Origin of the sequence: Massilia arenae, assembly GCF_008014745.1 — a bacterium.
Lineage (GTDB): Bacteria > Pseudomonadota > Gammaproteobacteria > Burkholderiales > Burkholderiaceae_D > Telluria > Telluria arenae.
Genome location: NZ_VPFD01000005.1, coordinates 17,038 through 42,939, shown reverse-complemented (window position 1 = coordinate 42,939; position 25,902 = coordinate 17,038). Strand labels below are relative to the sequence as shown.

The window sequence follows — 25,902 nt, the reverse complement described above, 5'->3', positions numbered from 1 at the left end:
CGATCCCGCAAAAACCGCAGGGATCTGGCCAGCTCATCCTATAATTGGAGTTTCCTTTCTGGAACACCCATGCGCGCCGTTGCCGGACCCGTCCTGTCCCTTCGACACCTCCTGATCCTGCTCACCGCGATCGGCCTGCTGCCGCTCGTCCTGCTGGGTGCCTGGACCATCCACGGCGCCGGCCTGTATCTGGAACAGGAACAGGAAAGGATGATGATCGGCCACGCACGCGCGCTGTCGAGCGCCGTCGACGCCGAACTGGACGCCACCGTGGCCGCCCTGAGCGGCATCGCCAAGAGTCCCCAGCTCGCCGGCGGCGACCTGCGCGCCTTCCACGACACCGCCAGCCGCCTGTCGCGGCCCGACTGGCTGGGTGTGGTGCTGTCCGACGCCGCCGGCCGTCCGCTGTTTCGCACCATGGCGCCGTACGGGGCGCCGGCGGCGCGCGTCGCCGATCCGGCCAGCCTGCACCAGGCGATGGAGGAGCGTCGTCCGATGGCCGGCCGCGTCGCGCGCGGGCAGGGCGGGCGTCCGGCGGTGCCGGTGCGGATCCCGGTCACCGGTCCCGACGGCCAGCCCTGGGTGCTGACCGCCGTGGTCCAGCCAGACCGCTTCCTGGACGTGATCACGCGCCAGAAGATTCCGCCCGAGTCCGTGATCGCGGTGATGGACGGCGGCGGTGCGCTGGTGGCGCGCTCGCGCGACCAGGAACGCACCGTGGTCGGCGCACCCAGCGCTTCGCTCATTGCGCTGATGAAGAGCGGCGGCCCGGAGGGTGTAGGCGCCACCACCGCGCTCGAGGGCGACGACGTGATCAGCGCCTACACCACCTCGCCGCGCTATGGCTGGGTGGTGGCGGTGGGCGCCCCTAGCGCCGGCTTCGGGGTCGGCTTCTTCCAGCGCTTCGCGGTCTACATGCTGGGCGCCTGGGTGGTGCTGAGCGCCTGCATCGCGCTGGCCTCGTGGCTGTCCGGGCGCATCGTGCGCCGCATCGAAAGCGTGCAGGCCGGCGCCGCCGCCCTGGGCAGCGCGCGCACGGTGCGGGTGGCGCCGTCACGGATCAAGGAAATCCGCGAGATGGGCCAGGCGCTGGAGGCCGCGGCCAGCCGCCGCGCGGCGCAGGAAGAAGAGCGTTCACGCCTGCTGGCGTCGCTCGAGGAAGCGCTGGCCCAGGCGCGCCAGGCCGGCCAGGCCAAGGACGCCTTCCTGGCCATGCTGGGCCACGAACTGCGCAATCCGCTCAGCCCGATCCTGACCTCGCTCGACCTGATGGACTTGCGCAACGAATCTGGCAGCCAGCGCGAACGCGCCGTCATGCGGCGCCAGGTGACCCACCTGCGGCGCCTGGTCGACGATTTGCTGGATGTCTCGCGCATCGCCTCCGGCAAGCTGGCGATCGAGACCCGCCCGCTGAACCTGGCCGAACTGGCGCGCCACGCGGTGGCGGCCCTGCCGGGCGAGCCGATCGCCCTGGAGGCGCCGCCGGAGGTCTGGGTGATTGGTGACGAGACTCGCCTGGTGCAGGTGCTAGGCAACCTGCTGTCGAACGCGGCCCGCTTCGGCAGCAGCGACACGCGTGTCACGCTGGCGGCGCTGGATGGCGAGGCGGTGCTGGGTGTGAGCGACAACGGCGCCGGCATGGCGCCGGAACTGCTGGCGCGCGTGTTCGAACCGTTCTACCAGGCGCCGCAACCGCTGGCGCGGCGCACCGGCGGCCTCGGGCTCGGCCTGGCGATCGTGCGCGAGATCGCTCAGCTGCATGGCGGCCGGGTCGCCGCCTACAGCGACGGGCCGGGCGCCGGCAGCCGCTTCGAGGTGATCCTGCCGCTCGGCGCGCCGAGCGCGGCGAGCGAGCCGGTCCCGCTGGCGCAGACGGCGCCGGGACGCCGCATCCTGCTGGTCGACGACAACGAGGATGCGGCCGCGGCCAGCGCGCTGCTGCTGCGCCATCTGGGCCATGCGGTGCGGGTGGCCCATAGCGCGGCCCAGGCGCGCGCGCTGGCCCTGGTCGAGTCGCCCGAGGTGGCGATTCTCGACATCGGCCTGCCCGATATGGATGGTTATGCGCTGGCCGCGGCCCTGCGCGCCGATGCGGGAGTACCCGCTGCCGGCGCCGCGCTGCGGCTGGTGGCGTTGACCGGCTACGGGCAGCAGGACGATGTCGCGCGTGCGCTGGCGGCGGGCTTCGACGTGCACCTGACCAAGCCGGCGACGATCGAGGCGCTGCAGGACGCGGTGGCGCCTGCCGGGGCCTGAGCATCCGGGGCAAGCTGGGGAGCGGGTACTGCGGTGAAGGCATAGCCGCGGCCGGCCACGTTCACGATCGCGCAGCCGCCGTCGCCGAGCAGCTTGCGCAGGGCCGCGATCTGCACCCGCAAGTTGGCCTCGACCACCACCCTGTTCGGCCACACCCCGGCCATCAGCACGCGGTTGCTCAATACTTCGCCGGGCTGGGAGGCCAGCAGCACCAGCAGGTCGTAGGCGCGCGCGCCGATCGGCAGCGGGCGGCCGGCGCGCAGCAGCAGGCGCTGGGCGAGCAGCAGCTCGAAGTCGAGGAAGGCGATCCTGGTGGTGGCGGGTGGGCCGGAATCCATGGCAAGCCTCGTGTCTGGTGGTGGCGGCGGGTCGGGTCGTATCTTGTCGGATTGTCCGCCCCCGGCGCGCGCCGGCGCTAGAACTTTTCTGCTATCGCGTGCGGCGCCGGCAAGCGGACGCCGGGCGCGCCGGGGCGGGGCGATAATACGGACGGGCTCACGACGGAGGACGGATGGCACGCAAGCACGACCTGCCGCTGCACGAGGTGCGGCGTTACCTGGAACCGGGGCCGGTGGTATTGGTGACCTCATGCCACGCCGATGAGCGCGACGTCATGGTGATGGGATGGCATACGGTAATGGAATTCAGTCCGTCGCTGATCGGTTGCGTGATCTCATCCGCCAACCACAGCCACGGCCTGATCCGCGCCAGCGGCGAATGCGTGATCAACCTGCCGACCACGCGCCAGCTCGAGGCGGTGCTGGGCGTCGGTTCGACCACCGGCGCCGAGATCGACAAGTTCGCGGCCTTCGGCCTGACGCCGGAGGCCAGCGAGCAGGTGGCGGCGCCGTCGATCCGCGAGTGCCACGCCCAGTTCGAGTGCCGGCTGCACGACGACAGCCTGGTCCGGCGCTATGATTTCTTCATCTGGGAAGTGGTGGCGGCGCGCGTCGCGCCGCGGCCGCGTCATCCCGAAACCCTGCATTACAAGGGCGACGGCACGTTCATGGTGTCGGGCAAGGTGATCCGGCGCAATCGCGCCGGCTTGAAGTAGCCTACCGCGACCGCCATCCGGCGTGCCCACCCCGATGCAGCATGATGCGCGGCACCCGCCCGCCGGTGCGGCCGGTCGGCGCACGCGGCGCCGTGGCCAGCGCCAGGTCGGTGCTGATCCGGTGCAGCGACAGCAGGTCGAGCAGCGCCGCCACCAGCTGGCGGCCGAGCGTGACGTCACCGTCCTCGACCAGCGGCATGGCGCGGTGCAGGGCGGCCAGGATGGTGGCATTCTCGGCGCGGTGCTCGTGCAGCCGTTCGTAGTCGAGCGATTCCATGACCAGCTCTTCGTGCCGGAACCCGACCTCGACCGCGGTGACGACGGCGGGGAAGGCGTGCACGAAACGGTCGTCCGGCGTGCAGCTGCTGTCGGCCGTGTCGGCCAGGCGGGCGCACAGGTGGCGGCGGGCATGGCAGATCGCGGCGCCGATGGCGCCGGCGCTGCCTCCTGGATAGTGGTGAAAAGTCATGGCGGAAATAGTGGCAAGTGGGGTCAGGATTCAATGGGCGATCAGGAGCGGCGTCGGGGCGTGGTCGAGCACGTCGCGCGTGACGCCGCCCAGGATCCATTCGCGGTAGCGGCTGTGGCCGAAGGCGCCGGTGACCATCAGCCCGGCGTGGCAGTCGCGCGCCATGTCCATCAGGGCCTCGCCCTCGGTGGCGCGGGTATGCGCGACGGCGACGTCGACCTTCAGCCCGTGGCGCGCCAGGTAATGCGCCATGTCGGCGCCCGGCTCGTCGCCGTGGAGGCCCGATTGCAGGTCTGGGTTGACCAGCGCCAGGTGCACGGTGCCGGCCTGGGCCAGCAGGGGCAGGGCGGCGTTGATCGCGCGCTGGGCCGGCATGCTGCCGTCCCAGCCGACCAGTGCATCCCCGGGGATCGGTTTGCCGTGGTAGGTGTCGGGCACCACCAGCACCGGACGGGCGCCGTGCAGGGCGAGGTATTGGGGCAGGCCACGTTCGGTCGTGGCGCGACCGCGGCCATGATCACGGCTGAGGTCCTGGCTGACGACGACCAGGTCGGCATAGCGCGCCTGCAGCAGCAGGCCGTCGCGGTCGGCGTCCTCGACCATGCGCGTCTCGGCGCCGTGGACGCCGAGGCGCTCGGCCTGGGCCACGAAATCGTCGAGCACGACCGTGACGGCGTCGCGCAATTCCTGGAATTCGCGGTTGGAGACCGGCATGGCCATCGAGCCGTTGAGCACTGCATAACTGGCCATCGACAGCCCGGTGGCGGCGCTGCCCACCAGGTGGGCGCCGTGCGTGTCCGCCAAAAGCGCGGCCGCACGCAGGCGGCTCTCCTGGCAGGGGCCGCCGTCGACATGGACGAGTATGGTCTTGAACATGGTGATGACTCCGTTCGAACGCGAGACTGGAACGTGGCGCACGGCATTTCACTATACGCCGCGCAAGGGACCATGTCAGGCGCACGGTTGATCGCGATCAAACGGGGGTGAAATATCGCGGCGTCCTGTGCTGGAATGGTTTTGTTGACAAGCAAGAAGTGAAGGATTAGCGTTGACAGCTTCGCCACCTTGACTGTCCATGCCGATGATCCGTCCGCTTGCTACTTTCGTTTTCGCCTACACGCTCGCCTTCGCATCACAGGCCCAGGCCGCCCAGTTCAAGGTGCTGCTGTTTACCAAGTCGACGGCCTGGCACCACGATGCGGTGCACGCCGGCGTGACCGCGGTGCAGGAACTGGGCAAGCTGCACGACTTCGACGTGTTCTGGACGGCCGACGCCGGACGGGTGATGAACGACGCCGAGCTGGCGAAGTACGAGGCGGTGATCTTCCTGCTCACCACCGGCGACGTGCTCGATGAGGCCCAGCAGGCGGCCTTCGAGCGCTTCATCCGGCGCGGCGGCGGCTACGTCGGCGTGCACAGCGCGGCCGACACCGAATACGAGTGGCCGTGGTACACCAGGATGGTGGGACATATGTTCCATGTTCATCCCGCGATCCAGACCGCGATCGTGAAGGTCGAGGACGCGAACTTCCCCGGCATGGAACGCTTCGCGCCGCGCAATCTGTTCACCGACGAATGGTATGAATTCGGCCCGGCGCGCTCGAAAGACCTGGTCTACCTGCTGAGCGTAGACGAGAGCAGCTACCGTCCGCAGACGACCTGGCCCGACCGCGTGGGCAAAGGCATGGGCGCCTTCCATCCGATCAGCTGGTACCAGTACTACGACGGCGGCCGCGCCTTCTACACCGGGATGGGGCATATGGCGGCAACCTATCGCGATCCGGCCTTCCTGCATCACCTGTATGGCGGGATCTACTGGGCGGCGACCGGGCGCGGCATCGGCGCCGGCCAGGGCGGGCCGCGCGCGGCACGCTAGCGCGAACCAAATCCGCTTCGGGCGATCCTAAGAAACACGGATGGACCTCGGAGGCCATCATGTACAGAGGAAACTGGAGCCTGCCTTTTTCCGTCCTGCTCCTGCTGATGTGCCTGGTCACGGCCATCGCCTATTTCGTCGAGCCCTATCTCGTCGCGCTGGTGACCGGCACCGCCGATGGCGCGGCACTGCGCGAATCTCCTGCGCCGCACGCCTATAAGCTCCTGCTGCTGGTCACCATTACCTTTGCCGCCGGCTGGTTCATCCACGCCTTCACCGGCGACCCGCTTGCGCGGCGCCGCGAACAGGTCAGGTTCGCCTATTTCTTCGTGATCGCTTCCTTCGCGGTCCTGATGATTCCACCGTTTGTGAAGAGCCAGGCGCTCGGCAGCGAGCCGATCGGCATCGTGTCGGGTTGCGTCGCGGATGCCGACGCTGCGGCCCAGCTGCGCTGCGACCCTGACGGGCGGCCCGTCCCCAGGACGGGCGCGCAGGTGGAGGAGGGCCGCCCGGCCGCCGCCGCGGGCGCGGCCGACACCGCGACGGCTCCCCGGCCCGCCCACAACCAGTGGCTCGTCAACATCGGCGGGGCCCTGCGTTCCCAGTCCGAACTGCCTTGCACGTCGAGCTCGCCCGAGGCATGCCTGCTCGGCTCTCCGGGCAACCGGGCGGACATTACGGGCGGCGTGGTGGTGCCGTTGCCTTTCGTGATCGTGGCCTTGTTCGGCGGGGCCGTCAGCCTGTCGCGGCGCGTGCCCGAGATCCAGAAGCGCTCCGAACGGGGGTACGCGGGAACCGCGGCCGAACCGGCGATCGATGCGCGCCAGGGGCGCGAGGAGCTGGTGTTCCAGATCATGCAGTTCGCGTCCGCCCCGCTGATCGCGATCACGGCCTACCAGGTGCTCGACCCCGCAAGCCAGGCCGGCGCCGTGGCGCTCGCCTTCCTGGCCGGCTTTGGCTCGGAAACGATCCTCCTGATGATCCGCGGCGTCGCCAACGGCCTGCACCCGCGGGCCACGCTGCCGGGCCGTTCGGCCGCGGCGCCGGCTGGGGTTGATGGCCAGGGTGGCGCAATGCCGGTGGCAGCGTGGGCGCCGGGAACCAGCGACGTCGGCCTCCAGCCCCTGCGCCTGGGCGTTCGGCCCGGAGAGGATACGTCCACCGAGCCGGTCCACATCCGCCTGTGCGTCGACGACGACCTGGAAGCAGGGTCGGCGGCCCTGAGCGTGGACGGCATCCGGGTGGGCGTCCCGGGGGACGGCTGCGTGGAACTTGCGCTGGCGCCGGGACGGCCGTACCGGGTTGAGGCGCACGGTCGGCGCGGCGGCCGCGAGGTCCACGGTGGGCAGACGCTCGTGGTGGACGCCGACGATGAGGCCCGGCCCCTGCAACTGGTTCTGGCCTAGTGTCCTGGGAGACGAATATGACGGCTTTTCAAGGCGGTGCGGCGCCGCTGTCGAACGCCGGATTCGAACGTGCGAAGCAGTCGCTCGAGGCCGATGCCGAGTCGCTCTGGGCCCTGATCGCGGTCGAGACCAGCGGCTTCGGCTTCCTGCCCGACCGGCGGCCCAAGATCCTGTTCGAACGCCATGTATTCCACCGCCGCACCGGCGGCAGGCACGATGCGCATGCCGAGATCAGCGCAACGACGGTGGGCGGCCACCTCGGCGGCGGCGCCGAATATGCACGCCTGGAGCGGGCGATGCGACTGGACCGCCAGGCCGCGTTCGACAGCGCCTCGTGGGGGCTCGGGCAGGTCATGGGCTACCACGCGACCCGTCTCGGTTACCCGAGCACCGAGGAGATGGTGGCGCGCTTTTGCGAGGGCGAAGACGAACAGCTGGCGGCGGCGCAGCGCTTCATCAGCGCCAACCCTCCCTTGCGCCAGGCATTCGCGCAAAAGAAATGGACGCGCGTGGCCTTTTTCTATAACGGCGCGGCCTATGCCAGGCATGGCTACGACCGCAGGCTCGCGCACTTCCACGACCTGTATGAGCTCAAGGGGACGCCGAGCATCACGGTGCGCATGGCGCAAGCCTGGCTGACCTATCTCGGCTACCGGCCGCGCGGCATCGACGGCATCCTGGGGCAGGGCACCGAGATGGCGGTGATCGACTTCCAGAAGGCGCGGGGATTGCCGGTTACGGCCGAGCCGGACGACGCCACGCTGGAACAGCTGCGCCTGGCCGTCGCCAACGGCGGTGCTGTCCGGCCGAGCTAGGCCGTCAGCAGCGCCAGCAGGATCAGCACCAGGCCCGTCACCGACACCAACCACACCAGCGTGCGCAGCACCGGGATGCCGGCCGCGTACAGCGGCACGTAGACGATGCGCGCCACCAGGTAGAGCCAGCAACCCCACAAGGTCAAGGCGCCGTGCGTGCCCGATACATGGGCGATCAGCACCGCCGCCGCGAACAGCGGCAGGGTCTCGAACAGATTGGCCTGCGCCCGCTGCAGGCGCGCCGTCACCGGGCGCGGCGGCGGCGCGGCGCCATCGCGTGCGCTCATATTGTATTGCGCGCCCGTCTCCTGGGTACGCAGGGTGGAGGGCAGCAGGATCTGGACCAGGGCCAGCACCAGGGTCCAGGCCAGCAGGGCAAGTTCGGTAGTCATCAATCCTCCTGTTCGGTCTCGGGACGGTTGCGTTCGATCATACGTTACCGGGCGTGAAATCCGGCTCTGCTTTAGGATCTACTTTTGACGCACGCCGTTCATCGCCCATCCAGCAGATCCTGGCGCGGCCGATCCCACTGCGGCACCGGCGCCGGGCAGGGCCGGTCCGCCATCTCCGCATATGGCAAGGTCGAGAAATTATCGACCCCGGGCGCGCTGAAGCGGATATCGGTGGCCTTGCCGTCGATCAGGGAAGGCACGCGCGCGAAGCGCAGCCAGCCGTCGAAGTGGCAGTTATCCTGCTGTAGCGCGCGCAGGCCGGCCAGGCTGCCGTCTTCCTTGTATTTCCATGACAGTGTGCGCTCTAGCCCGGCTGCCCCCGGCTCGCCGCCAAAGCGCGCCGGGCAGGCCGCGACGTCGCTCACGCCTGGCGCCAGGCTCAGGGCGCCGATGCGCACCGCATAGCTGCCGGCGCCGCCATTGTCGGTAATGGTTGCGAACGACCAGCACAGGGGATTGGAGGGGAAGGCCGACAGCGGCATGTCGAGGATGCGGCTGCCCGGCTCGAGCTGGGCCAGCGCCGACCGGATCTGCTCGCGCGCGAGGTGGCCAGCCACGCCCTGCACCGCGATGAAGCCCAGGCAGGCCACGATCGCGGTGACCAGGCCGGCCGACCCGCCACGGCGCGCCATCACGGCCACGACACCCGCCACCATCAGCAGGCCGGCCAGCGAACCCCACTGCAGGAAGCCCATATAGGTAAACAGCACCGGCGCGGCCAGGATCAGGGCCGCGAACAGCCAGCGCAGCACCCGGTTCGGCACCAGCAAGGCCAGCGCGATCCCGAGCGCGGTCCAGAACACCGGTTCGATGATGAACACCATGTCGCCATATAGCCAGCGCGAATCGAGCGGGTGGAAGGGGTGCACGCCATACACGTTCAGGAAGTCGAGCGACAGGTGCAGCACCATGCCGACGGCGGCAGTGGCCAGCACCGCGCGCCGCGCCGGGCGGTCATCACGCATCAGCCGCCGTGCGCCCGGCCACAGCAGCCAGAGCAGGCCGAGCAGCAGCGCGATCTGGGGCAGGGCATACAGCAGCGTATGCGTATGGCCGCGGTGGTGCAGCAGATAGCCGAGCGGCGGCGCGAGCAAGGGCGTCAGCACCAGGTCCAGGTCGGGGAAATTGCTGGCCAGCGCGCCGGTGGCGAGCAGCACACGGCGGCGCGTGCGCGTTTTATCGGGATCGGGATGGGCGGGCAGGGTGCGGTTGGCGAGTTCGCCCAGCGCCAGGCCCACCAGGGAGTGAGTGAGATTGTCCATCCCACAAGTTTACCGTGAAAGCAAGACATTGAAGCAAATCAAGATTCTCTTGGTTACATAGCACGGTGGACCATCGCATTTTTGATGCAGGTCATATTTTTCGCATTTGCTCGTCGTTAGAATACAATAAACTATATTTCTCAAAAGCAATAAGGAGCGAGCACAGTGCGCAATAACCAGCCAGTCACCGGAACCGAATATGTCATGCAGCCGGGACAGTCGATCGTCTCGAAGACCGATACCAAGGGCCGCATCACCTACGTCAACCCGAGCTTCGTCGACGTCAGCGGTTTCAGCGAGGGCGAGCTGCTGGGCAAGGCCCATAATATGGTGCGCCACCCCGACATGCCGCCCGAAGCCTTCGCCGACCTGTGGGCGACCCTGCAGGCGGGCGAACCCTGGACCGGCCTGGTCAAGAACCGCCGCAAGAACGGCGACTTCTACTGGGTAGTGGCCAACGTGGTGCCGATCCAGGAGCGCGGCCGCGTGACCGGCTATATGTCGGTGCGCACCGCGCCCACCCGCGAGCAGGTCGGGCAGGCCGACCGGCTGTACCGCCAGATCCGCGCCGGCCAGGCGCGTGGCCTGGGCATCGTGCGCGGGCAGGTGGTGCGCACCGGCTGGCGCCGGCGCCTGAACGTCCTGACCGCCGTGCGCGAGCTGCCGCTGCGCCAGCGTGTGGGCTGGATGATGGGCGCGCAGGCCTTGTTGCTGGCCGCGCTTGGAGCCGCCGCCGATGGCCCGGCCTGGCGCGTGCTGGCCGGCGCCGGCGTGCTGGCCTCGCTGGCGGTCTGGTATGAACTCAACCGCAGCATCGCGCGCCCCCTGCAGGATGCCGTCGCGACCGTCTACGCGCTGGCCGGCGGCGACCTGGCGCGTCCCGTTCCGGCGCCTGGCGGCGGGGAAATCGGCCGGCTGCAGCTGGCGCTGCGCCAGCTGAACATCAACCTGACTGCGATCATGGGCGACGTACGCGACAACGTCAGCTCGATCGAACTGGCCACCCGCGCGATCGCCGCCGGCAATGCCGACCTGGCCAGCCGTACCGAAGCCCAGGCCGCCAGCCTGGAGCAGACCGCGAGCAGCCTGGGTAATATCGCGCGCGCCGCCGGCCGCAATACCGACAGTGCGGTGCAGGCCGACGGCATGGTGCTGGCCGCCACCACGGTGGCTGGCCAGGGCGGCCAGGCCGTCGAGCGTGTCGGCCAGACCATGGACCGGATCAGCGGTTCGGCCAACCGCATCGGCGACATCATCGGCCTGATCGACGGCATCGCCTTCCAGACCAATCTACTGGCGCTGAACGCGGCGGTGGAGGCGGCCAGGGCCGGCGAGCAGGGGCGCGGTTTCGCCGTCGTGGCCGGCGAAGTGCGCAGCCTGGCCCAGCGCACCGCCGGCGCCGCCAAGGAGATCAAGGGACTGATCGAGGTCTCCAGCGGCCACGTGGGCGAGGGAACCGAACTGGTCGGCCAGGCCGGCCAGACCATGCGCACGGTGGTCGACCAGGTGGCCGAGGCGGCCGCCATCATGAGCGCGATCACCGCCGCCAGCCGCGAACAGGCCCAGGACATCCTGGGCGTCAATGCGGCCATGAACGAGCTGGACGCGATCACGCGGCAGAACGCCGCCCAGGTCGAGGAATCGGCCGTGTCGTCGGGCAGCGTGGCCGATGAAGCAGCGCGCCTGTCGCTGGCCTTGTCGGTATTCAAGTTCAAGCACGGCGGCTAGGTCAACTCTTCCATATTTGATGCATGTCAAGGATTCGCGTGAAGTAGATCAATAAACTGACAGCTAATCGTGCCACTTTGCATTTCCGCAAAGTGGCCAGCAGCTGGAGTACCTCAGTCATGTTCGCAGAAGTGCAAGCGGCGTCCCCCGCGCCGGCCCCCACCCAGTCACCGTCCCAACCCGCCATCGTGCTCCATCCGGTCGTCGAATTCGATGGCGACCTGCTGGCCCGGCTCGGCAAATCCGGCCCCCGTTATACCTCCTACCCGACGGCCGATCGCTTCAGCCCCGACTTCGGCTACCGCGACTACCTGCACGCAGTGGCCAGCGTGCGCACCCGCGGCAAGCGTCCGCTATCGCTGTACCTGCATATCCCGTTCTGCGAAAGCGTCTGCTATTACTGCGCCTGCAACAAGATCGTCACCAAGCGCCGCGACAAGGCGGCCACTTACCTGTCTTACCTGAAGCGCGAGGTCGAGATGCAGGGCCTGCTGTTCGCCGGCATGAACGAGGTCGAGCAGCTGCACTTCGGCGGCGGCACCCCCACTTACCTGTCGGACGAGCAGATGGGCGAGCTGATGACGCACCTGCGGCGCTGCTTCAGCTTCGCGCCTGACGAGCGCGGTGAGTATTCGATCGAGGTCGACCCGCGCACCGTCTCGACCGAACGGGTGCACAGCCTGCGGCGCCAGGGTTTCAACCGGATCAGCCTGGGCGTCCAGGATTTCGACCCGGACGTGCAGAAGGCGGTCAACCGGGTCCAGCCCGAGGCCGAGACGGTGGCCATCATCGACGCCGCGCGCGCCGCGGGTTTCCGTTCGGTGAGCATCGACCTGATCTACGGCCTGCCGAAGCAGACGCTGGACAGCATGACGCAAACCCTGGACAAGGTAATCAAGGCCAGCCCTGACCGCATCTCGGTTTACCACTACGCCCACATGCCCCACCTGTTCAAGCCGCAGCGGCGCATCCTGGACGCAGACATGCCGGACAGCGACACCAAGCTCAAGATGCTCCAGCTGTGCATCGAGCGTCTCGGCGCGGCCGGCTATGTGTACATCGGCATGGACCATTTCGCCAAGCCGGACGACGACCTGGCCGTGGCCCAGCGCCAGGGCCGCCTGCACCGCAACTTCCAGGGCTACTCGACCCATGCCGACGCCGACCTGGTGGCCTGCGGCGTGTCGAGCATCGGCGCGGTGGGCGCCACCTACAGCCAGAACGTCAAGACGCTCGACGAATACTACGACCTGATCGACCAGAACGAATTGCCGGTGCAGCGCGGCATCCGCCTGTCGATGGACGACGCGCTGCGCCGCGCGATCATCCAGAAGCTGATGTGCCAGTTCGAGCTGTCGATCCCGGCCATCGAGCAGGCTTTCCCGATCGCTTTCGACCAGCACTTCGCCGCCGAGCTGGCCGCGCTGCGCAAAATGCAGGATGACGGCCTGGTGCAGGTGGGGCCGGAGTGGCTCACCGTCACGATGAAGGGCCGCCTGTTGATCCGCAACGTGTGCATGGTGTTCGACCGCTACCTCGCCCGGCCGGGCGAGGGGCCGCGCCACTCGCAAACCGTCTAGGGGCGATCCATGAGCGGCGTCAGCCTGTTTCCGGTGTTCCTCGTCGGCCTGGCCGGCAGCGTGCATTGCGCCGGCATGTGCGGCGGGATCGTCGGCGCGCTGTCGCTGCCGCGCCCCCGCCAGCCCACCCCGGCCTTGCGGGAACCGGCTTTCCCGGTGCCGGTGCGCAGCAGCACCGCGAGCGCGTCGCTCACCTGGGTCGGGGCCTATAACGCCGGCCGCATCGCCAGCTATATGACGGCCGGCGCACTGGCGGGGGGATTGGCCGGCAGTGCCGCATCGCTGGCATTGTTGCCGGCCCTGCAGGCAGGCTTTTATTGGGCAGCGAACCTGATGCTGGTGGCGCTGGGGCTGTTCCTGATGGATGCCTGGCGCGGCCTGGCTCGCGTCGAGCAGGCCGGCCAGGCATTGTGGCGCCATCTCGCGCCGCTGCTGCGGCGCGCGAACGGCGCCAGGGCTGGTGGTGGGCGCATGTTCGCGCTCGGCGCACTGTGGGGCTGGCTGCCGTGCGGGATGGTGTACAGCGTGCTGGTGACGGCCATGCTGAGCGGCTCGGCGCTTGGAGGCGCCGGCGTGATGCTGGCGTTCGGCCTGGGCACGCTGCCGATGCTCGCCGCGCTCGGCCTGGCGGGCGGCCGCCTGCGCGCCTTGATGGCACGGCGAACCGTGCGCCTTTGCTGCGCTCTGGCGATCCTGGCCTTCGGCATCCTGGGCCTGGCACGCGCCGCCGGGGGACTGCCGGCGGGCTGGATGCATGAGCTTTGCCTTGGGAGCCCGGCATGAGCGCCGTCCTCAAGGAAGCGGTGCGCGACGCGGCCGGCGCTACTAAGGCACGCACACAGTCCGCCGGGTGCTTCCACTGCGGCCTGCCGGTGCCGCACGACAGCGCCTGGCAAGCCACGATCGGCGGCAATGTGGAGCGCATGTGCTGTCCCGGCTGCGCGGCGGCGGCCCAGGCGATTGTCGACGGCGGCTTCGCCGACTACTACGCGACCCGCACCGCCTATGCCACCCAGGCCGACCTCGAAGCCGCCAATGCGCCGGAGCTCGACCTGGTCGACGACGGCGATTTCGATGGCTCGGCCAGCTTCACGGTGGAGGGCATCCGCTGCGCCGCCTGCGTGTGGTTGATCGAGCGCCGCCTGCAAGACCTGCCCGGGGTGCTCGACGTCAGCCTGAACGTGGCCACCGAGCGCCTGTTCGTGCGCTGGGATCCGTCCGGCTGCCGCCCGAGCAGCATTTTGCGCACCCTGCGCGCGATCGGCTACACCGCCTATCCCTACGATGCGCGGCGCCACGGCGAACAGCTCGAGCGCGCGCGCAAGAAGCTGTTCCGCCAGCTGTTCGTGGCCGGCCTGTCGATGATGCAGGTGATGATGTATGCGGTGCCGGTGTACATGGCCGACGAGGGCACGATGGACGCCACGATGACGGCGCTGATGCACTGGGCCTCGTTCTTCCTGACCTTGCCGGCGGTGCTGTACTCGGCGCGGCCGTTCTTTGCCGGCGCCTGGCGCGACCTGCGGCGCGGCATGCCGGGCATGGACGTGCCGGTCGCGCTCGGGATCGGCGCCGCCTTCGCCGGCAGCCTGCAGGCGCTGGTGTCCGGGCAGGGCGATGTGTACTTCGATTCGGTGACCATGTTCGTGTTCCTGCTGCTGGGCAGCCGCTATCTCGAACTGGGCGCGCGCCGCAAGGCGGCCGGCGCGCTCGAACGCCTGCAGCAGGGCTTGCCGCCGTCGGCGCTGCGCCTGCGCGGCGATCCGCGCTTGCGCGACACTGAGCTGGTGACGGCCGGCAGCCTGCGGGTGGACGACCTGGTGCTGGTGCGCGCCGGCCAGGCGGCGCCGGCCGACGGCACGATCGTCGAAGGCGAGACCGACGTCGACCTGGCGCTCCTGACCGGCGAGAGCCGCACCCAGCGCCGCGGCGTGGGCGACCTGGTGCCGGGCGGCGCGCTCAATGCGGCCGGCGCCATCGTGCTGCGCGTGACCTCGACCGCCCACGACAGCACGCTGGCGATGCTGGTGCGGCTGGTCGAACGCGCGGGACAGGGTAAACCGGCGCTGGCCCTGTGGGCCGACCGGGTGGCGGCCTGGTTCGTGTTCGGCCTGCTGGTGCTGACCGTGCTGGCCTATTTCGCCTGGCTGCAGGTCGACCCGCATCGGGCCTGGCAGGTGGCGATCGCGGTGCTGGTGGTGTCGTGTCCGTGCGCGCTGTCGCTGGCCACGCCGACCGCGCTGGCCGCCGCCACCGACCGCCTGTTGCGGCGCGGCGTGCTGTCGGTGCAGCCGCACACGCTGGAAACCTTCGACCGCGCCACTCACGTGGTGTTCGACAAGACCGGCACGCTCACCCATGGCCGCCCGGTGCTGCGCCAGACCCTGTCGGTGGGCAGCCTGGCCGGCTTCGACTGCCTGCGCATCGCCGCCGCGCTGGAGGCCGACAATCCGCATCCGCTGGCGCAGGGGATCCGCGAGGCAGTCATCGGATCGCCGGGCGAATCGGCGCGCGCCGAACGCACGCAGTTTACGGTCGGACAGGGCGTCGAAGGCTGGGTCGACGGGCGTTACTACCGCCTGGGGCGCGCTGCCTGGGTTGCCGGCGTGGCCGGCGGCGTGGCGCGCGCGGCGGCGCCGGTGGGCACCACCTCGGTCTGGCTCGGCAACAGCGAAGGCTGGCTGGCGCGCTTCGACCTGGCCGATGGTCTGCGGGCCGATGCCGCGGACGTGGTGCGCCGCATCCGCGACAGCGGCAAGACCGTGATCCTGCTCAGTGGCGACGAGCAGCATGCGGCGCAGGCAGTGGCGGCCCGCCTGGGCATCTCGACCGCCATCGGCGGCAAGCTGCCGCAGGAAAAGCTGGCCTATGTGCGGCGCCTGCAGCAGGACGGCGCGATCGTGGCGATGGTCGGCGACGGCATCAACGACGCGGCGGTGCTGCGCGGGGCCGACGTCTCGTTCGCGATGGGCCGCGGAGCCGAGCTGGCGCAGCTGCATGCGGACGGGGTGCTGATGGGCGACAGCCTGGCGCCGCTGGCCGATACCTTGGACACGGCGCGCCGCACGTTGGCGGTGATCCGCCAGAACCTGACCTGGGCCACGGTCTACAACGTGGCGGCGATTCCGGCGGCGGCGACGGGCCTGCTGAATCCCTGGCTGGCGGGGATCGGCATGGCGGCCAGTTCGGCCGTGGTCGTGCTCAATGCGCTGCGCTTGCGAAAGGACTAGACGATGGAAGCCTTGTATTTGCTGGTGCCGCTCAGCGTCGTGGTGGTGGGGGTGGCCTTGTGGGTGTTCTTTGGGGCGGCCGAGAGCGGGCAGTTCGACGATCTGGAAGGGCCGGCCTATCGCGTGTTGCAGGATGACGATAGATAGGGTCGGCAGCGATGCCACCGACCCCGCGAGCGCCACGACGATGGATCACATCGTCGGACCGCGCCCGGTATGGGTTTCCTTCTCGATGCGGTCCTGGCATTCGATGCAGGTGCGCACCGTGGGCGTGGCCAGCAGGCGCGCGTCGGGGATCTCGCGGCCGCACGACTCGCAGATGCCGGCGCCGCCGGCTTCGAGCTTGCCGAGGGCGACGTCGATCTCGTGCAGCGTGTTGGCATCGTGTTCGGCCAGGTGGACTTCGTCGTGGCCGATCATCTCGGCGGTATTGCGGTCGTCGCCCTGCGCTTCATGCGCGAGCGGGCCGATCGACGGGGCATCGCCGTCGTCGGCCGTGGTGCGCGCACGGACGGCGCCGAGCAGGTCTTCACGCGCCGCGTTCAGGCGCTTGGACATTTCTTCGTGAACGGATCGGGAAAGAGGCGGCATAGCGATTCCTTATTGGTTAGTGAGGAAAAGCCCTCCGGGACACGGTGGGCCGTCTAGTTTTGGACTTGACTCGTCTCAAAACGATGCCCGTGGAATCGTGGAAGAAAGCGTCGCAGCTCAGGCACAACTGGGCTGCAACAGACGTTCCTCATACTCTATCCATCAAGGAACATTTTGATACACATCAAGGATTTTTAAGGTTCCTAAAAGCACACTCCTGACTGTCACTCAATCGTGTCATTTCAGGAGAGTATCTTGGACAGCAGTCTAAACTATAACTACAAGATCGTGCGCCAGTTTGCCATTGCGACCGTGGTATGGGGCGTGATCGGCATGGCGGCAGGGGTGTTCATCGCGGCCCAGCTGGCCTGGCCCGCGCTTAACTTCGATATCCCATGGCTCAGCTACGGACGCTTGCGTCCGCTGCACACCAACGCGGTCATTTTCGCCTTCGGCATTTGCGGCCTGTTCGCCACCTCGTACTACGTGGTGCAGCGCACGTGCCAGGTCCGCCTGTTCTCGGACAAGCTGGCCGCGTTCACTTTCTGGGGCTGGCAGGCGGTGCTACTGTGCGCCGCGGTCACGCTGCCGATGGGCTTCACGCGCGGCAAGGAGTACGCCGAACTCGAATGGCCGATCTCGATCCTGATCGCCATCGTCTGGGTCGCCTACGCCGTGGTGTTCTTCGGCACCATCGTCAAGCGCAAGGTCAAGCACATCTACGTCGCCAACTGGTTCTTCGGCGCCTTCATCCTGGCGGTCGCGATCCTGCACATCGTCAACGGCATGACCTCGCCAGCTTCGCTGATGAAATCGTACTCGGTGTACTCGGGCGTGCAGGACGCCATGATCCAGTGGTGGTACGGCCATAACGCGGTCGGCTTCATCCTCACCGCCGGCTACCTGGGCATGGTCTATTACTTCATTCCGAAGCAGGCCGAGCGTCCTGTGTACTCGTACCGCCTGTCGATCGTGCACTTCTGGGCGCTGATCTTCACCTATATGTGGGCCGGTCCGCACCACCTGCACTACACCGCGCTGCCCGACTGGACGCAATCGCTGGGTATGGTGTTCTCGATCATCCTGCTGGCGCCATCGTGGGGCGGCATGATCAACGGGATCATGACCCTGTCGGGCGCCTGGCACAAGCTGCGCTCCGACCCGCTGCTCAAATTCATGATCGTCTCGCTGTCGTTCTACGGCATGGCCACCTTCGAGGGCCCGATGATGTCGATCAAGACCATCAACGCGCTGTCGCACTACACCGACTGGACCGTCGCCCACGTCCACGCCGGCGCCCTGGGCTGGGTCGGCTTCATCACCATGGGCTCGATCTACTACATCATCCCGCGCGTCGCCGGCAAGAAGCAGATGCACAGCGTGGCGATGGTCGAGATCCACTTCTGGGTGGCGACCATCGGCGTCGTGCTCTACATCGCCTCGATGTGGATCGCCGGCGTGATGCAGGGCCTGATGTGGCGCGCGGTGAATGCCGACGGCACCCTGACCTATACCTTCGCCGAGAGCGTCAAGGCGACGTATCCCTACTACGTGATCCGCGTTACCGGCGGCGCGCTGTACCTGACCGGCATGGTGCTGATGGCCTGGAATACCTGGATGACGATGCGCGGCACCAAGAGCGTCGACGTCCCGATCCCGGTCGGGCCGAAGAATCCGCACGGCGTGAACGAAGCCGAGCACGTCGTCCCAGCCTAAAGAAACCAGGAGTTTGCAATGAAATTCACCCATGAGTGGATCGAAAAGAATGTGTGGCTGCTGATCGGCCTCGTCCTGCTGGTCATCTCCTTCGGCGGCCTGGTCGAAATCGTGCCGCTGTTCTTCCAGAAGTCGACCACCGAACCGGTCGCCGGCCTGAAACCGTACTCGCCGCTGCGCCTGGCCGGCCGCGACGTCTACATCCGCGAGGGCTGCTACGGCTGCCACTCGCAGATGATCCGGCCGTTCCGCGCCGAGACCGAGCGCTATGGCCACCACTCGGTGGCCGGCGAATCGGTCTACGAGCACCCGTTCCAGTGGGGCTCCAAGCGCACCGGCCCCGACCTGGCGCGTGTCGGTGGCCGCTACAGCGACGAATGGCACCGCACCCACCTCGATAATCCGCGCGACGTGGTGCCGGAGTCGAATATGCCGGGCTACCCGTGGCTGGCTAGAACGAAGCTGATTCCGGGCGAGATCATGCCGAAGATGCGCGCGCTCAAGCGCGTCGGCGTGCCCTACACCGACGAAGAAATCGCGCTCGCGCCGCAAGACCTGGTCGACAAGACCGAGCAGGACGCGCTGGTCGCCTACCTGCAGGGGCTGGGCACCCAGATCAAGACGAGGAACTGATATGGCACTCCAACAAATATTCGACGACGCCAGCAGCGTCATGACCGTCATCAGCTTCGCGACCTTCATGGGCATCGTGGGCTGGACCTACCTGCTGCACAAGGGCAGCGATTTCGACGCGGCGGCGCACCTGCCGTTCGCCGACGGCACCATTGAAGACGGAGAGAATTGACATGGCCGACTTCTTCAACGATTTCTGGCATTACTACGTCGCGGTGATCACGATCCTGTCGATCGCCGGCTGCGCCATCCTGCTCTGGTCGCAGTCCAAGTTCAAGGTCAAGCTCGATGCCGACGGCAAGCCGCAGCAGACCACCGGCCACGTGTGGGACGAAGACCTCACGGAATTGAACACGCCGATGCCGCGCTGGTGGATCATCCTGTTCTGGTTGTCGATCCTGTTTGCCGCCGGCTACCTGGTGATGTATCCAGGCCTGGGCGCCTGGCGCGGCACCCTGGGCTGGGACCAGGTGAGCGAGTACCAGGCCGAGCTGAAACAGGCGAAGGCCGAATACGGTCCGCTGTTCGAGCAGTACAAGAAGCTCGACCTGAAGGCGGTGGCCGCCGACCCGCAGGCCCACGCGATCGGCGAGCGCCTGTTCCTGACCTACTGCTCGCAATGTCACGGCTCGGACGCGCGCGGCAGCAAGGGATTCCCGAACCTGGCCGACAACGACTGGCTGCATGGCGGCGAGCCGGACGTCATCAAGACCACGATCATGAACGGCCGCACCGGCATGATGCCGCCGATGGGCGCGGCGCTGGGCTCGGACAAGGACGTCGAGAGCGTGGCCCATTATGTGCGCTCGCTGTCGGGCCTGTCGGCTGATCCGATCAAGGTCGCTTTCGGCAAGCCGAAGTTCGCCACCTGCGTGGCCTGCCACGGCGCCGAGGGCAAGGGCAACACGATGCTGGGGGCGCCGAACCTGGCCGACAAGACCTGGCTCTATGGCGGTAGCGTCGAGACGGTGATGGAGACGATCCGCAAGGGCCGCACCAACACCATGCCGGCTTTTGGCGACTTCCTGGGTGAAGAGAAGGTCCACGTGCTGGCGGCCTATGTCTGGAGCCTGTCGAATCCGACCGCGCCGGCCACCGTTAATGTGACGAAAGCGACGGCAGCAAAATGACAGACCCTGCTGGAGCGCCGCGCGAAGCGGTCGTCCGCATGTATGCCGCGCGGGAAGACATCTTCCCGCGCGAGATCAAGGGACGCTATGCGACGCTGCGCTGGGCCTGCGTCTGGCTGACGCAGATCCTGTTCTACGGCCTGCCATGGCTGAACATGAACGACCGCCAGGCCGTCCTGTTCGACCTGGCCAGCCGCAAGTTTTACCTAGCAGGCATGGTGTTCTGGCCGCAGGACTTCATCTACCTGGCGGCGCTGCTGATCGTGTGCGCCTATGGCCTGTTCCTGGTGACGGCGGTGGCGGGCCGCGTGTGGTGCGGCTTCGCCTGCCCGCAGACGGTCTACACCGAGATCTTCCTCTGGATCGAACGCAAGATCGAAGGCTCGCGCAGCAGCCAGATACGGCTCGCGCGCCAGCCGTGGAATGCCGAGAAGGTCGCCAAGCGCGGCGCCAAGCACCTGTCGTGGGGCGCGGTCGCGCTGTGGACCGGCTTTACTTTTGTGGGCTACTTCGCACCGATCCGTTCGCTGGGCGGCGAGATCGCGGCGTTCGGCCTGGGGCCGTGGGAGACCTTCTGGATCCTGTTCTATGCCTTCGCCACCTACGGCAACGCCGGCTGGCTGCGCGAGCAGGTGTGCAAGTATATGTGCCCGTATGCGCGCTTCCAGAGCGCGATGTTCGACAAGGACACGTTGATCGTCACCTACGACGTCGAACGCGGCGAGCCGCGCAACGGCAGGCGCAAGGGCGAAGCCCAGGCGCTCGCCGGCAACAGCGGCGACTGCATCGACTGCAGCCTGTGCGTGCAGGTGTGCCCGACCGGGATCGACATCCGCAAGGGATTGCAATACGAGTGCATCGGCTGCGCCGCCTGCGTCGACGCCTGCAATATCGTGATGGACAAGGTGCAGCGACCGCGCGGCTTGATCCGCTACGCGACCGAGAACGGGCTGGCGCAGAAGCTCGGCGCACTCGAGATCCGGCGCCGCATGCTGCGCCCGCGGGTGCTGGTCTACAGCGCGGTGCTGGCGATGCTGGTGGCGGCGATGGGCACCTCGCTGGCGCTGCGCAACCCGCTCAAGCTGGACGTGATCCGCGACCGCGGCTCGATGGGGCGCGAAGTCGAGGATGGCCGCATCGAGAACGTGTACCGCCTGCAGGTGATGAACACGAGCGAGGCGCCACAGACGCTGCAGGTGAGCGTGAGCGGCATCCCCTCGGCCGTGGTGGTGGACGACGGCGCCATCGCGATGGACGGCGCCACCACACGCGCGGTGCCGGTGCGGGTGCGCATCGACCAGGGCGCCGGCAAGCCGGGATCGAACAAGATTGAATTCACGGTGCGCTCGCTGACCGATCCGGACCTGGGCGTGAGCGAGGGCGCGGCCTTCATCGTTCCGAAGTGAGCAAGCTGATATGAGCAAGGAGAAGGATATGCAAGCGACCAACCCCAACTTCCCGCAACACGCCGCGGCGCCTTGGTACAAGCACCGCTGGCCGTGGTTCCTGATGATCGGCCCGGTGGCCGTGATGATCGGCACCGGCGTCTCGGCCTGGCTCGGCGCGCAGCAGCCCGATGCGATGGTGGTGGCCGACTACTACAAGCAGGGCAAGGCCATCAACCAGGACCTGCGGCGCGACCGCGTCGCCACCGAGCTGGCGCTGAATTTCGAGGCCAGCCACGATGCGCAGGCGGGCCGCCTGAACGGACGCCTGGCCAGCGGCGGCCAGCCGGTGGTGGCGCCATTCCACATCCGGCTGGCGCATCCGACCCTGCCGGAGCGCGACCTGGAGCTGGAGGCGCTGCCCGACGCCCAGGGCCGCTTCTCGGCCGCGCTACCGATCCTCGAGCCGACGCACTGGCAGGTGGTGGTGGAGGGCGCGGCGCGCGACTGGCGGCTGGCGCGCAGCTGGAGTCCGGCCAAGCAGGGGCAGCTCGTGATCGAGGCCGACGCCCGCTAGGCCTGCTGCGATCCCAGCCGCGCGATGGCGCGCACATAGAGCAGCTCCGCGACCAGCTCGACCAGCGTCTGCGTGACGATGATGGCCGGCAGCAGCGGCACTGCGCCCGGAACGGCCAGCGCCAGCGGCAGCACCACCAGCGAGTTGCGGGTGGCGCCGCTGAAGGCGACCGCACGCCCTGCGGGCGCCGCCAGGCGGAACAGGCGCGCCACCAGCCAGCCGGCGGACGGGGCCAGCAGCGCAAAGGCGATATAGACCGGCGCCACCTGCAGCGCCGCATCGCGCGCCTGGCCGAGCTGCGGCAGCATCGACGCCACCACGATGAACAGCACCAGGGCCGTGGCCGGCACCGGCAGCAGGCCAAGGATTGTCGAAGCGCGTGCGCCGGCCTGGCTGCGGCCGGCCCAGAGCTGCAGGGCGACCGCCAGCACCAGCGGCACGGTGATCAGCCACACGAAAGCGTCGATGAAGGGGCCCGGCTGGACCAGGCCGGCCGCACCGTCGCCGAGCAGGATGCGCAGGTAGAGCGGCAGCATCAGCATCTGCACGACCAGCAGGACCGGCGTCGCCGCCAGCAGCAGGCGCGCATCGGCGCGGCCGAGGTGGGAAAAGGTCACCACGTAGTCGATGCAGGGCGCCAGCAGGACCAGCAAGACGCCCAGCCGGATCAGCGGATCGTCCGGCACGAAGGGCAGGAGGCCGGCGACCAGCAGGGGAATGACGATGAAGTTCGTCACCAGGAGGGCGCCGAGGAAGCGGGTGTTGGTGAAGGCGCGTCCCAGTTCGGCCAGCGGCACCTGGAGGAAGGTCACGAACAGCATGAAGGCCAGGGCGGGATTGACCGCGGACTCCAGCGCCGTCGTCCTCGGCAGCGCCAGCGCTACCAGCGCTGCCAAGGCCACGGTCGCGAAATAGATGCCGATCTGATTGTTTTCCAGTTTGTCCCTAATGTGCTGCATGCGGTGTCGTCGCTTTCTTCGTGGAGGAGGGCTTGCCCTTGCAAACCCGCCAAGCGGGGATTATACGGAGCGCGGGCCGACCCTGATGCGGTCGTGAGGTAAGATGCCGTCCAATGCGATTCAGCGGGAGAGGAAGTGCGGTACCGGAACTTGTTGTTGTACTGGCTGACGATCGGCGTACTCGGGATGCTGGCGTTTCGCGTGCCCTTCATCGGCTTTGCGCTCGGCATCGGCGCGCTGCTGTACTTCGTCTACGCGATTCCCTACTGGCTGCTGTTCGTGGTGTTCTTCCACCAGCGTCCATACAGCCGCATGGTGTTCGGCATGGCGCGCCGTACCTTCGCCATCAGGCTGGCGATCGGCGCCGCGGTGGTGTGCGTTGGCAGCCTGCTGCTGGGGTGGATGGTGCTGGCCTGCCTTGGCGCGGCCGTGCTGTACTACTGCGGCGAGACCGAGCTCAAGGACCGGATGCTCTCCGAGGCGCGCGCGTACGTCGATCACGTGTCAGGCTGACGTCGCAGCGTTTGCACGTTGGCGGGCAGGAAAGGAAAGCGCATCGGCGAGCCTCCAGGTTCGCAATGGTTCAAGCGCAGCAAGTGGCGCTCGCCGCGTCTGTATTTTTCGGCGCCGTACGTACGCCGCCCGACAACACCGGCGTTGTCGATCTGTTTACTTCCATGTTAGATTCCTTGGCGGCAATTGCTACCCGCCGCAGATAATCAACCACAAGGAAGACACCCAAGATGCCATCGACCCGCCAGCGCAGCCTGCGCGCCACCTTCGCCGCCCTGTTCATCCCCGCCATGCTTGCCGGCGCGTCGCTGCCAGCTGTCGCCGCACCGGCCGCCACCCAGGCCGCCGCAGTCGCCCCCTATAAAGCTTTCGACGCCTGGAGCGACAAGTTTGCCGAGGACTGGGTGCGCCTGAGCCCGCAGCTGGCGACCTCGACCCAGTACTTCAGCGGCGCCGAGCAGGCCAGGCTGGACCGCGAACTGACCCCACTGACCGCGGCGCACCGCCAGAAGGCGGTCGCCATGGCGCGCGAAGGCATCAAGCGCCTGGACGGCTTCAAGTCGCAGCCGCTGAACGAAACGCAGAAGATCTCGGCCGCGGTGATGCGCTGGTCGCTGCAGAACGTGATCGCCAACGAGCCGTTCGAAGACCATTCCTTCGTGTTCTCGCAGTTCAGCGGCCCGCAGATCGGCCTGGTCAACTTCATGACCAACACCCACCCGATGCGCACGGCGGCCGACGTCGACAGCTACCTGGCCCGCCTGGACCAGGTGGCGGTACGTCTCGATGAGGCGCTGGTGCGCGCCAAGGGCGCAGCAAGCAAGCAGATGATCCCGCCGCGCTTCATCCTCGAGCGCGCCCAGTTCCAGGTCGATCACTTCCTCAAGCCGGCCGCTGCCGAGAACGTGCTGGTGACCACGCTGGCCCAGCGCACCGCCGAGATCAAGGACCTGTCGCCAGAGGCGCGCACGGCCGCCATCGCGCGTGCAACCGGCGTCGTCGAGCAGAAGATCCGTCCTTCCTACACCCGCGTGCAGGCCTTCATGGCCGAGATCCACCCGAAGACGGGCGACGTGGCCGGCATCTCGCGCCTGCCGAATGGCGCCGCTGCCTACAAGCGCGCGATCGAGAACTTCACCAGCACCCAGCTCACCGCCGACGAGATCCACACCATCGGCCTGCGCGAAGTGGCGCGCATCGAAGCCGAGATGGACAAGCACCTGCGCTCGCTCGGCCTGGCCGACGGGAATATCGAAACCCGCATGAAGCAGCTCGACGCGCGCTTCCAGCCGAAGGGCGAGGGCGATCCGCGCCCGGCGATCATCGCCAGCTACAACGAGATGGTGCGCGACGCCGAACGTCGCAGTGCCTCGCTGTTCAACCTCAAGCCGCGCGCGCCGGTCGACGTGCGCCGCGTGCCGCCGCTGACCGAGCCGTCAGCCGCCGCCCACTACACCCTGCCGGCGCCGGACGGCAGCCGTCCAGGCATCTTCTGGGTGCCGCTGCGCGGCCCGACCTTCGACATGATCCGCATGCGCAGCCTGGCCTACCATGAAGCCGTGCCGGGCCACCACTTCCAGCTCGCGATCCAGCAGGAGATGACCGGCCTGCCGAAATTCCGCAGCCAGCGCATCTTCAGCGGCGGCAGCGCGCACTCCGAAGGCTGGGCGCTGTACACCGAGCGCCTGGCGGTTGAGCAGGGCTGGTACGCGGACGACGTCCCGGGCCTCCTGGGCGCCCTGGGTTCGGAACTGTTCCGCGCCCGCCGCCTGGTGATCGATACCGGCCTGCACACCAAGGGCTGGACCCGCCAGCAGGCGATCGACTACGGCATGGGCGCGCAGGAAACCGAGCGCTATATCGTGTGGCCGGGCCAGGCCAATGCCTACATGATCGGCATGCTGCGCATCCTGGAACTGCGCGAGAAAGCACAGAAGGAGTTGGGCGACAAATACTCCCTGCCGGCCTTCCACGACCTGGTGCTGGGTGCCGGTTCGGTGCCGCTCGACGTGCTGGGCGAGCTGGTCGATAACTGGATCGCGCAACAGAAGAAGTCCTGATGTCGGCAAAGCATGCGGCGAGGCGCCGCATGCCGCATGATTGAACAGCGTCCCCGCCAAGAGCGGGGACGTTTGCTTTCTGCTACTGGCAAAAGGCCGATGCAAGCTCGGCCAAGAGTGTGGCGCGAACGCGAATGATAATGATTATCGTTTACATGTATTGACGTTCTCGGTAGAATCATTGTTTTACTTGCAGTGTTTACACGCACC

25 protein-coding genes are annotated in these 25,902 nt (G+C 67.9%); 18 read left to right on the top strand and 7 right to left on the bottom strand.

The window, feature by feature from the left end; translation table 11 throughout:
* The first annotated feature begins 69 nt into the window (after positions 1-69).
* A complete protein-coding gene (locus tag FVD38_RS06505) occupies positions 70-2,256 on the top strand; it encodes a hybrid sensor histidine kinase/response regulator (protein WP_147934071.1) in 2,187 nt (728 codons plus the stop codon).
* Here FVD38_RS06505 and FVD38_RS26420 read toward each other — a convergent pair.
* Entirely contained in the window at positions 2,142-2,594 is a 453-nt protein-coding gene (locus FVD38_RS26420) for a winged helix-turn-helix domain-containing protein (protein WP_187271497.1), read from the bottom strand. The two genes, FVD38_RS06505 and FVD38_RS26420, sit on opposite strands and share 115 nt — an antisense overlap.
* Positions 2,595-2,767: 173 nt before the next feature.
* Between FVD38_RS26420 and FVD38_RS06495 the strand changes: the two genes are divergently transcribed.
* Positions 2,768-3,310 (top strand): flavin reductase family protein, encoded by a 543-nt coding sequence (locus FVD38_RS06495; RefSeq protein ID WP_147934069.1) that lies wholly within the window; start codon positions 2,768-2,770, stop codon positions 3,308-3,310.
* 1 nt (position 3,311) lies between these two features.
* On the opposite strand, the gene FVD38_RS06490 is transcribed toward FVD38_RS06495, so the two are convergent.
* A complete protein-coding gene (locus tag FVD38_RS06490) occupies positions 3,312-3,779 on the bottom strand; it encodes a hemerythrin domain-containing protein (RefSeq protein ID WP_147934068.1) in 468 nt (155 codons plus the stop codon).
* A gap of 30 nt (positions 3,780-3,809) precedes the next feature.
* Entirely contained in the window at positions 3,810-4,655 is an 846-nt protein-coding gene (locus FVD38_RS06485; protein WP_147934067.1) for a universal stress protein, read from the bottom strand.
* A gap of 199 nt (positions 4,656-4,854) precedes the next feature.
* Here FVD38_RS06485 and FVD38_RS06480 point away from each other — a divergent pair, with 199 nt between their 5' ends.
* Genes FVD38_RS06480 through FVD38_RS06470 form a run of 3 tightly spaced genes read left to right on the top strand, consistent with a single transcriptional unit; the run spans position 4,855 to position 7,876 of the window.
* Positions 4,855-5,655: a ThuA domain-containing protein gene (locus FVD38_RS06480; RefSeq protein WP_222706890.1), complete on the top strand. Its 801-nt coding sequence runs from the start codon at positions 4,855-4,857 to the stop codon at positions 5,653-5,655.
* A gap of 59 nt (positions 5,656-5,714) precedes the next feature.
* Positions 5,715-7,061 carry a hypothetical protein gene (locus FVD38_RS06475; protein WP_147934066.1) on the top strand — a complete coding sequence of 449 codons (1,347 nt, stop codon included), beginning with the start codon at positions 5,715-5,717 and terminating at the stop codon, positions 7,059-7,061.
* Positions 7,062-7,078: 17 nt separating this feature from the next.
* Entirely contained in the window at positions 7,079-7,876 is a 798-nt protein-coding gene (locus FVD38_RS06470; RefSeq protein WP_147934065.1) for an N-acetylmuramidase domain-containing protein, read from the top strand.
* Here FVD38_RS06470 and FVD38_RS06465 read toward each other — a convergent pair.
* Together FVD38_RS06465 and FVD38_RS06460 are read right to left on the bottom strand one after the other, a co-directional pair.
* Complete coding sequence (locus FVD38_RS06465) at positions 7,873-8,268, bottom strand: MAPEG family protein (protein ID WP_147934064.1); 396 nt, start codon at positions 8,266-8,268, stop codon at positions 7,873-7,875. The two genes, FVD38_RS06470 and FVD38_RS06465, sit on opposite strands and share 4 nt — an antisense overlap.
* Positions 8,269-8,366: 98 nt before the next feature.
* On the bottom strand, positions 8,367-9,590 hold the full coding sequence (locus FVD38_RS06460) for a metal-dependent hydrolase (RefSeq protein WP_147934063.1): 1,224 nt from the start codon (positions 9,588-9,590) through the stop codon (positions 8,367-8,369).
* 204 nt (positions 9,591-9,794) lie between these two features.
* On the opposite strand from FVD38_RS06460, the gene FVD38_RS06455 reads away from it, so the two are divergent.
* The 5 genes from FVD38_RS06455 to ccoS all read left to right on the top strand — a co-directional run bounded on the left by FVD38_RS06455 (position 9,795) and on the right by ccoS (position 16,275).
* Positions 9,795-11,318 carry a methyl-accepting chemotaxis protein gene (locus FVD38_RS06455; protein ID WP_308616794.1) on the top strand — a complete coding sequence of 508 codons (1,524 nt, stop codon included), beginning with the start codon at positions 9,795-9,797 and terminating at the stop codon, positions 11,316-11,318.
* 119 nt (positions 11,319-11,437) lie between these two features.
* Complete coding sequence (hemN, locus tag FVD38_RS06450; protein ID WP_229493461.1) at positions 11,438-12,898, top strand: oxygen-independent coproporphyrinogen III oxidase; 1,461 nt, start codon at positions 11,438-11,440, stop codon at positions 12,896-12,898.
* Positions 12,899-12,907: 9 nt separating this feature from the next.
* Positions 12,908-13,681 (top strand): sulfite exporter TauE/SafE family protein, encoded by a 774-nt coding sequence (locus tag FVD38_RS06445; protein ID WP_147934061.1) that lies wholly within the window; start codon positions 12,908-12,910, stop codon positions 13,679-13,681.
* Positions 13,678-16,128 (top strand): heavy metal translocating P-type ATPase, encoded by a 2,451-nt coding sequence (locus FVD38_RS06440; protein ID WP_147934060.1) that lies wholly within the window; start codon positions 13,678-13,680, stop codon positions 16,126-16,128. Before FVD38_RS06445 ends, FVD38_RS06440 begins: the two co-directional genes overlap by 4 nt.
* A 3-nt stretch (positions 16,129-16,131) precedes the next feature.
* Positions 16,132-16,275 carry a cbb3-type cytochrome oxidase assembly protein CcoS gene (gene ccoS, locus FVD38_RS06435; protein WP_147934059.1) on the top strand — a complete coding sequence of 48 codons (144 nt, stop codon included), beginning with the start codon at positions 16,132-16,134 and terminating at the stop codon, positions 16,273-16,275.
* A 45-nt stretch (positions 16,276-16,320) separates the two neighbouring features.
* Here the strand turns inward: ccoS and FVD38_RS06430 are convergent, their stop codons facing one another.
* A complete protein-coding gene (locus FVD38_RS06430; RefSeq protein ID WP_229493460.1) occupies positions 16,321-16,686 on the bottom strand; it encodes a TraR/DksA family transcriptional regulator in 366 nt (121 codons plus the stop codon).
* 288 nt (positions 16,687-16,974) lie between these two features.
* Between FVD38_RS06430 and ccoN the strand changes: the two genes are divergently transcribed.
* From ccoN to FVD38_RS06400, 6 genes are read left to right on the top strand one after another with little or no spacing between them, the layout of a single operon-like run.
* A complete protein-coding gene (gene ccoN / locus FVD38_RS06425) occupies positions 16,975-18,435 on the top strand; it encodes a cytochrome-c oxidase, cbb3-type subunit I (RefSeq protein ID WP_147934057.1) in 1,461 nt (486 codons plus the stop codon).
* Positions 18,436-18,453: 18 nt separating this feature from the next.
* A complete protein-coding gene (ccoO, locus tag FVD38_RS06420; RefSeq protein ID WP_147934056.1) occupies positions 18,454-19,068 on the top strand; it encodes a cytochrome-c oxidase, cbb3-type subunit II in 615 nt (204 codons plus the stop codon).
* A 1-nt stretch (position 19,069) separates the two neighbouring features.
* The gene (locus FVD38_RS06415) at positions 19,070-19,240 is read left to right on the top strand and encodes a cbb3-type cytochrome oxidase subunit 3 (RefSeq protein ID WP_147934055.1); all 171 of its coding nucleotides are present in this window, start codon (positions 19,070-19,072) and stop codon (positions 19,238-19,240) included.
* A 1-nt stretch (position 19,241) separates the two neighbouring features.
* A complete protein-coding gene (gene ccoP / locus FVD38_RS06410; RefSeq protein WP_147934054.1) occupies positions 19,242-20,198 on the top strand; it encodes a cytochrome-c oxidase, cbb3-type subunit III in 957 nt (318 codons plus the stop codon).
* Entirely contained in the window at positions 20,195-21,604 is a 1,410-nt protein-coding gene (gene ccoG, locus FVD38_RS06405) for a cytochrome c oxidase accessory protein CcoG (RefSeq protein WP_147934053.1), read from the top strand. Before ccoP ends, ccoG begins: the two co-directional genes overlap by 4 nt.
* A gap of 28 nt (positions 21,605-21,632) precedes the next feature.
* The gene (locus FVD38_RS06400) at positions 21,633-22,160 is read left to right on the top strand and encodes a FixH family protein (protein ID WP_229493459.1); all 528 of its coding nucleotides are present in this window, start codon (positions 21,633-21,635) and stop codon (positions 22,158-22,160) included.
* Here FVD38_RS06400 and FVD38_RS06395 read toward each other — a convergent pair.
* The gene (locus FVD38_RS06395; RefSeq protein WP_147934051.1) at positions 22,157-23,119 is read right to left on the bottom strand and encodes an arsenic resistance protein; all 963 of its coding nucleotides are present in this window, start codon (positions 23,117-23,119) and stop codon (positions 22,157-22,159) included. The genes FVD38_RS06400 and FVD38_RS06395 overlap by 4 nt on opposite strands.
* Before the next feature lie 135 nt (positions 23,120-23,254).
* On the opposite strand from FVD38_RS06395, the gene FVD38_RS06390 reads away from it, so the two are divergent.
* Together FVD38_RS06390 and FVD38_RS06385 are read left to right on the top strand one after the other, a co-directional pair.
* The gene (locus FVD38_RS06390; RefSeq protein WP_147934050.1) at positions 23,255-23,632 is read left to right on the top strand and encodes a hypothetical protein; all 378 of its coding nucleotides are present in this window, start codon (positions 23,255-23,257) and stop codon (positions 23,630-23,632) included.
* A gap of 230 nt (positions 23,633-23,862) precedes the next feature.
* On the top strand, positions 23,863-25,692 hold the full coding sequence (locus FVD38_RS06385; protein ID WP_147934049.1) for a DUF885 domain-containing protein: 1,830 nt from the start codon (positions 23,863-23,865) through the stop codon (positions 25,690-25,692).
* Positions 25,693-25,902 lie beyond the last annotated feature (210 nt).

What these genes read in the sequence shown, in the direction of transcription:
- FVD38_RS06445 (WP_147934061.1), top strand. Translation starts at nt 12,908, where the DNA reads ATGAGCGGCGTCAGCCTGTTTCCGGTGTTCCTCGTCGGCCTGGCCGGC.
- FVD38_RS06470 (WP_147934065.1), top strand. Translation starts at nt 7,079, where the DNA reads ATGACGGCTTTTCAAGGCGGTGCGGCGCCGCTGTCGAACGCCGGATTC.
- FVD38_RS06475 (WP_147934066.1), top strand. Translation starts at nt 5,715, where the DNA reads ATGTACAGAGGAAACTGGAGCCTGCCTTTTTCCGTCCTGCTCCTGCTG.
- FVD38_RS06430 (WP_229493460.1), bottom strand. Translation starts at nt 16,686, where the DNA reads ATGTCCAAGCGCCTGAACGCGGCGCGTGAAGACCTGCTCGGCGCCGTC.
- ccoS (WP_147934059.1), top strand. Translation starts at nt 16,132, where the DNA reads ATGGAAGCCTTGTATTTGCTGGTGCCGCTCAGCGTCGTGGTGGTGGGG.
- FVD38_RS06395 (WP_147934051.1), bottom strand. Translation starts at nt 23,119, where the DNA reads ATGCAGCACATTAGGGACAAACTGGAAAACAATCAGATCGGCATCTAT.
- FVD38_RS06490 (WP_147934068.1), bottom strand. Translation starts at nt 3,779, where the DNA reads ATGACTTTTCACCACTATCCAGGAGGCAGCGCCGGCGCCATCGGCGCC.
- ccoP (WP_147934054.1), top strand. Translation starts at nt 19,242, where the DNA reads ATGGCCGACTTCTTCAACGATTTCTGGCATTACTACGTCGCGGTGATC.
- hemN (WP_229493461.1), top strand. Translation starts at nt 11,438, where the DNA reads ATGTTCGCAGAAGTGCAAGCGGCGTCCCCCGCGCCGGCCCCCACCCAG.
- FVD38_RS06415 (WP_147934055.1), top strand. Translation starts at nt 19,070, where the DNA reads ATGGCACTCCAACAAATATTCGACGACGCCAGCAGCGTCATGACCGTC.
- FVD38_RS06495 (WP_147934069.1), top strand. Translation starts at nt 2,768, where the DNA reads ATGGCACGCAAGCACGACCTGCCGCTGCACGAGGTGCGGCGTTACCTG.
- FVD38_RS06485 (WP_147934067.1), bottom strand. Translation starts at nt 4,655, where the DNA reads ATGTTCAAGACCATACTCGTCCATGTCGACGGCGGCCCCTGCCAGGAG.
- FVD38_RS06465 (WP_147934064.1), bottom strand. Translation starts at nt 8,268, where the DNA reads ATGACTACCGAACTTGCCCTGCTGGCCTGGACCCTGGTGCTGGCCCTG.
- FVD38_RS06440 (WP_147934060.1), top strand. Translation starts at nt 13,678, where the DNA reads ATGAGCGCCGTCCTCAAGGAAGCGGTGCGCGACGCGGCCGGCGCTACT.
- FVD38_RS26420 (WP_187271497.1), bottom strand. Translation starts at nt 2,594, where the DNA reads ATGGATTCCGGCCCACCCGCCACCACCAGGATCGCCTTCCTCGACTTC.
- FVD38_RS06400 (WP_229493459.1), top strand. Translation starts at nt 21,633, where the DNA reads ATGCAAGCGACCAACCCCAACTTCCCGCAACACGCCGCGGCGCCTTGG.
- ccoG (WP_147934053.1), top strand. Translation starts at nt 20,195, where the DNA reads ATGACAGACCCTGCTGGAGCGCCGCGCGAAGCGGTCGTCCGCATGTAT.
- FVD38_RS06505 (WP_147934071.1), top strand. Translation starts at nt 70, where the DNA reads ATGCGCGCCGTTGCCGGACCCGTCCTGTCCCTTCGACACCTCCTGATC.
- FVD38_RS06480 (WP_222706890.1), top strand. Translation starts at nt 4,855, where the DNA reads ATGCCGATGATCCGTCCGCTTGCTACTTTCGTTTTCGCCTACACGCTC.
- FVD38_RS06455 (WP_308616794.1), top strand. Translation starts at nt 9,795, where the DNA reads ATGCAGCCGGGACAGTCGATCGTCTCGAAGACCGATACCAAGGGCCGC.
- FVD38_RS06385 (WP_147934049.1), top strand. Translation starts at nt 23,863, where the DNA reads ATGCCATCGACCCGCCAGCGCAGCCTGCGCGCCACCTTCGCCGCCCTG.
- FVD38_RS06460 (WP_147934063.1), bottom strand. Translation starts at nt 9,590, where the DNA reads ATGGACAATCTCACTCACTCCCTGGTGGGCCTGGCGCTGGGCGAACTC.
- ccoO (WP_147934056.1), top strand. Translation starts at nt 18,454, where the DNA reads ATGAAATTCACCCATGAGTGGATCGAAAAGAATGTGTGGCTGCTGATC.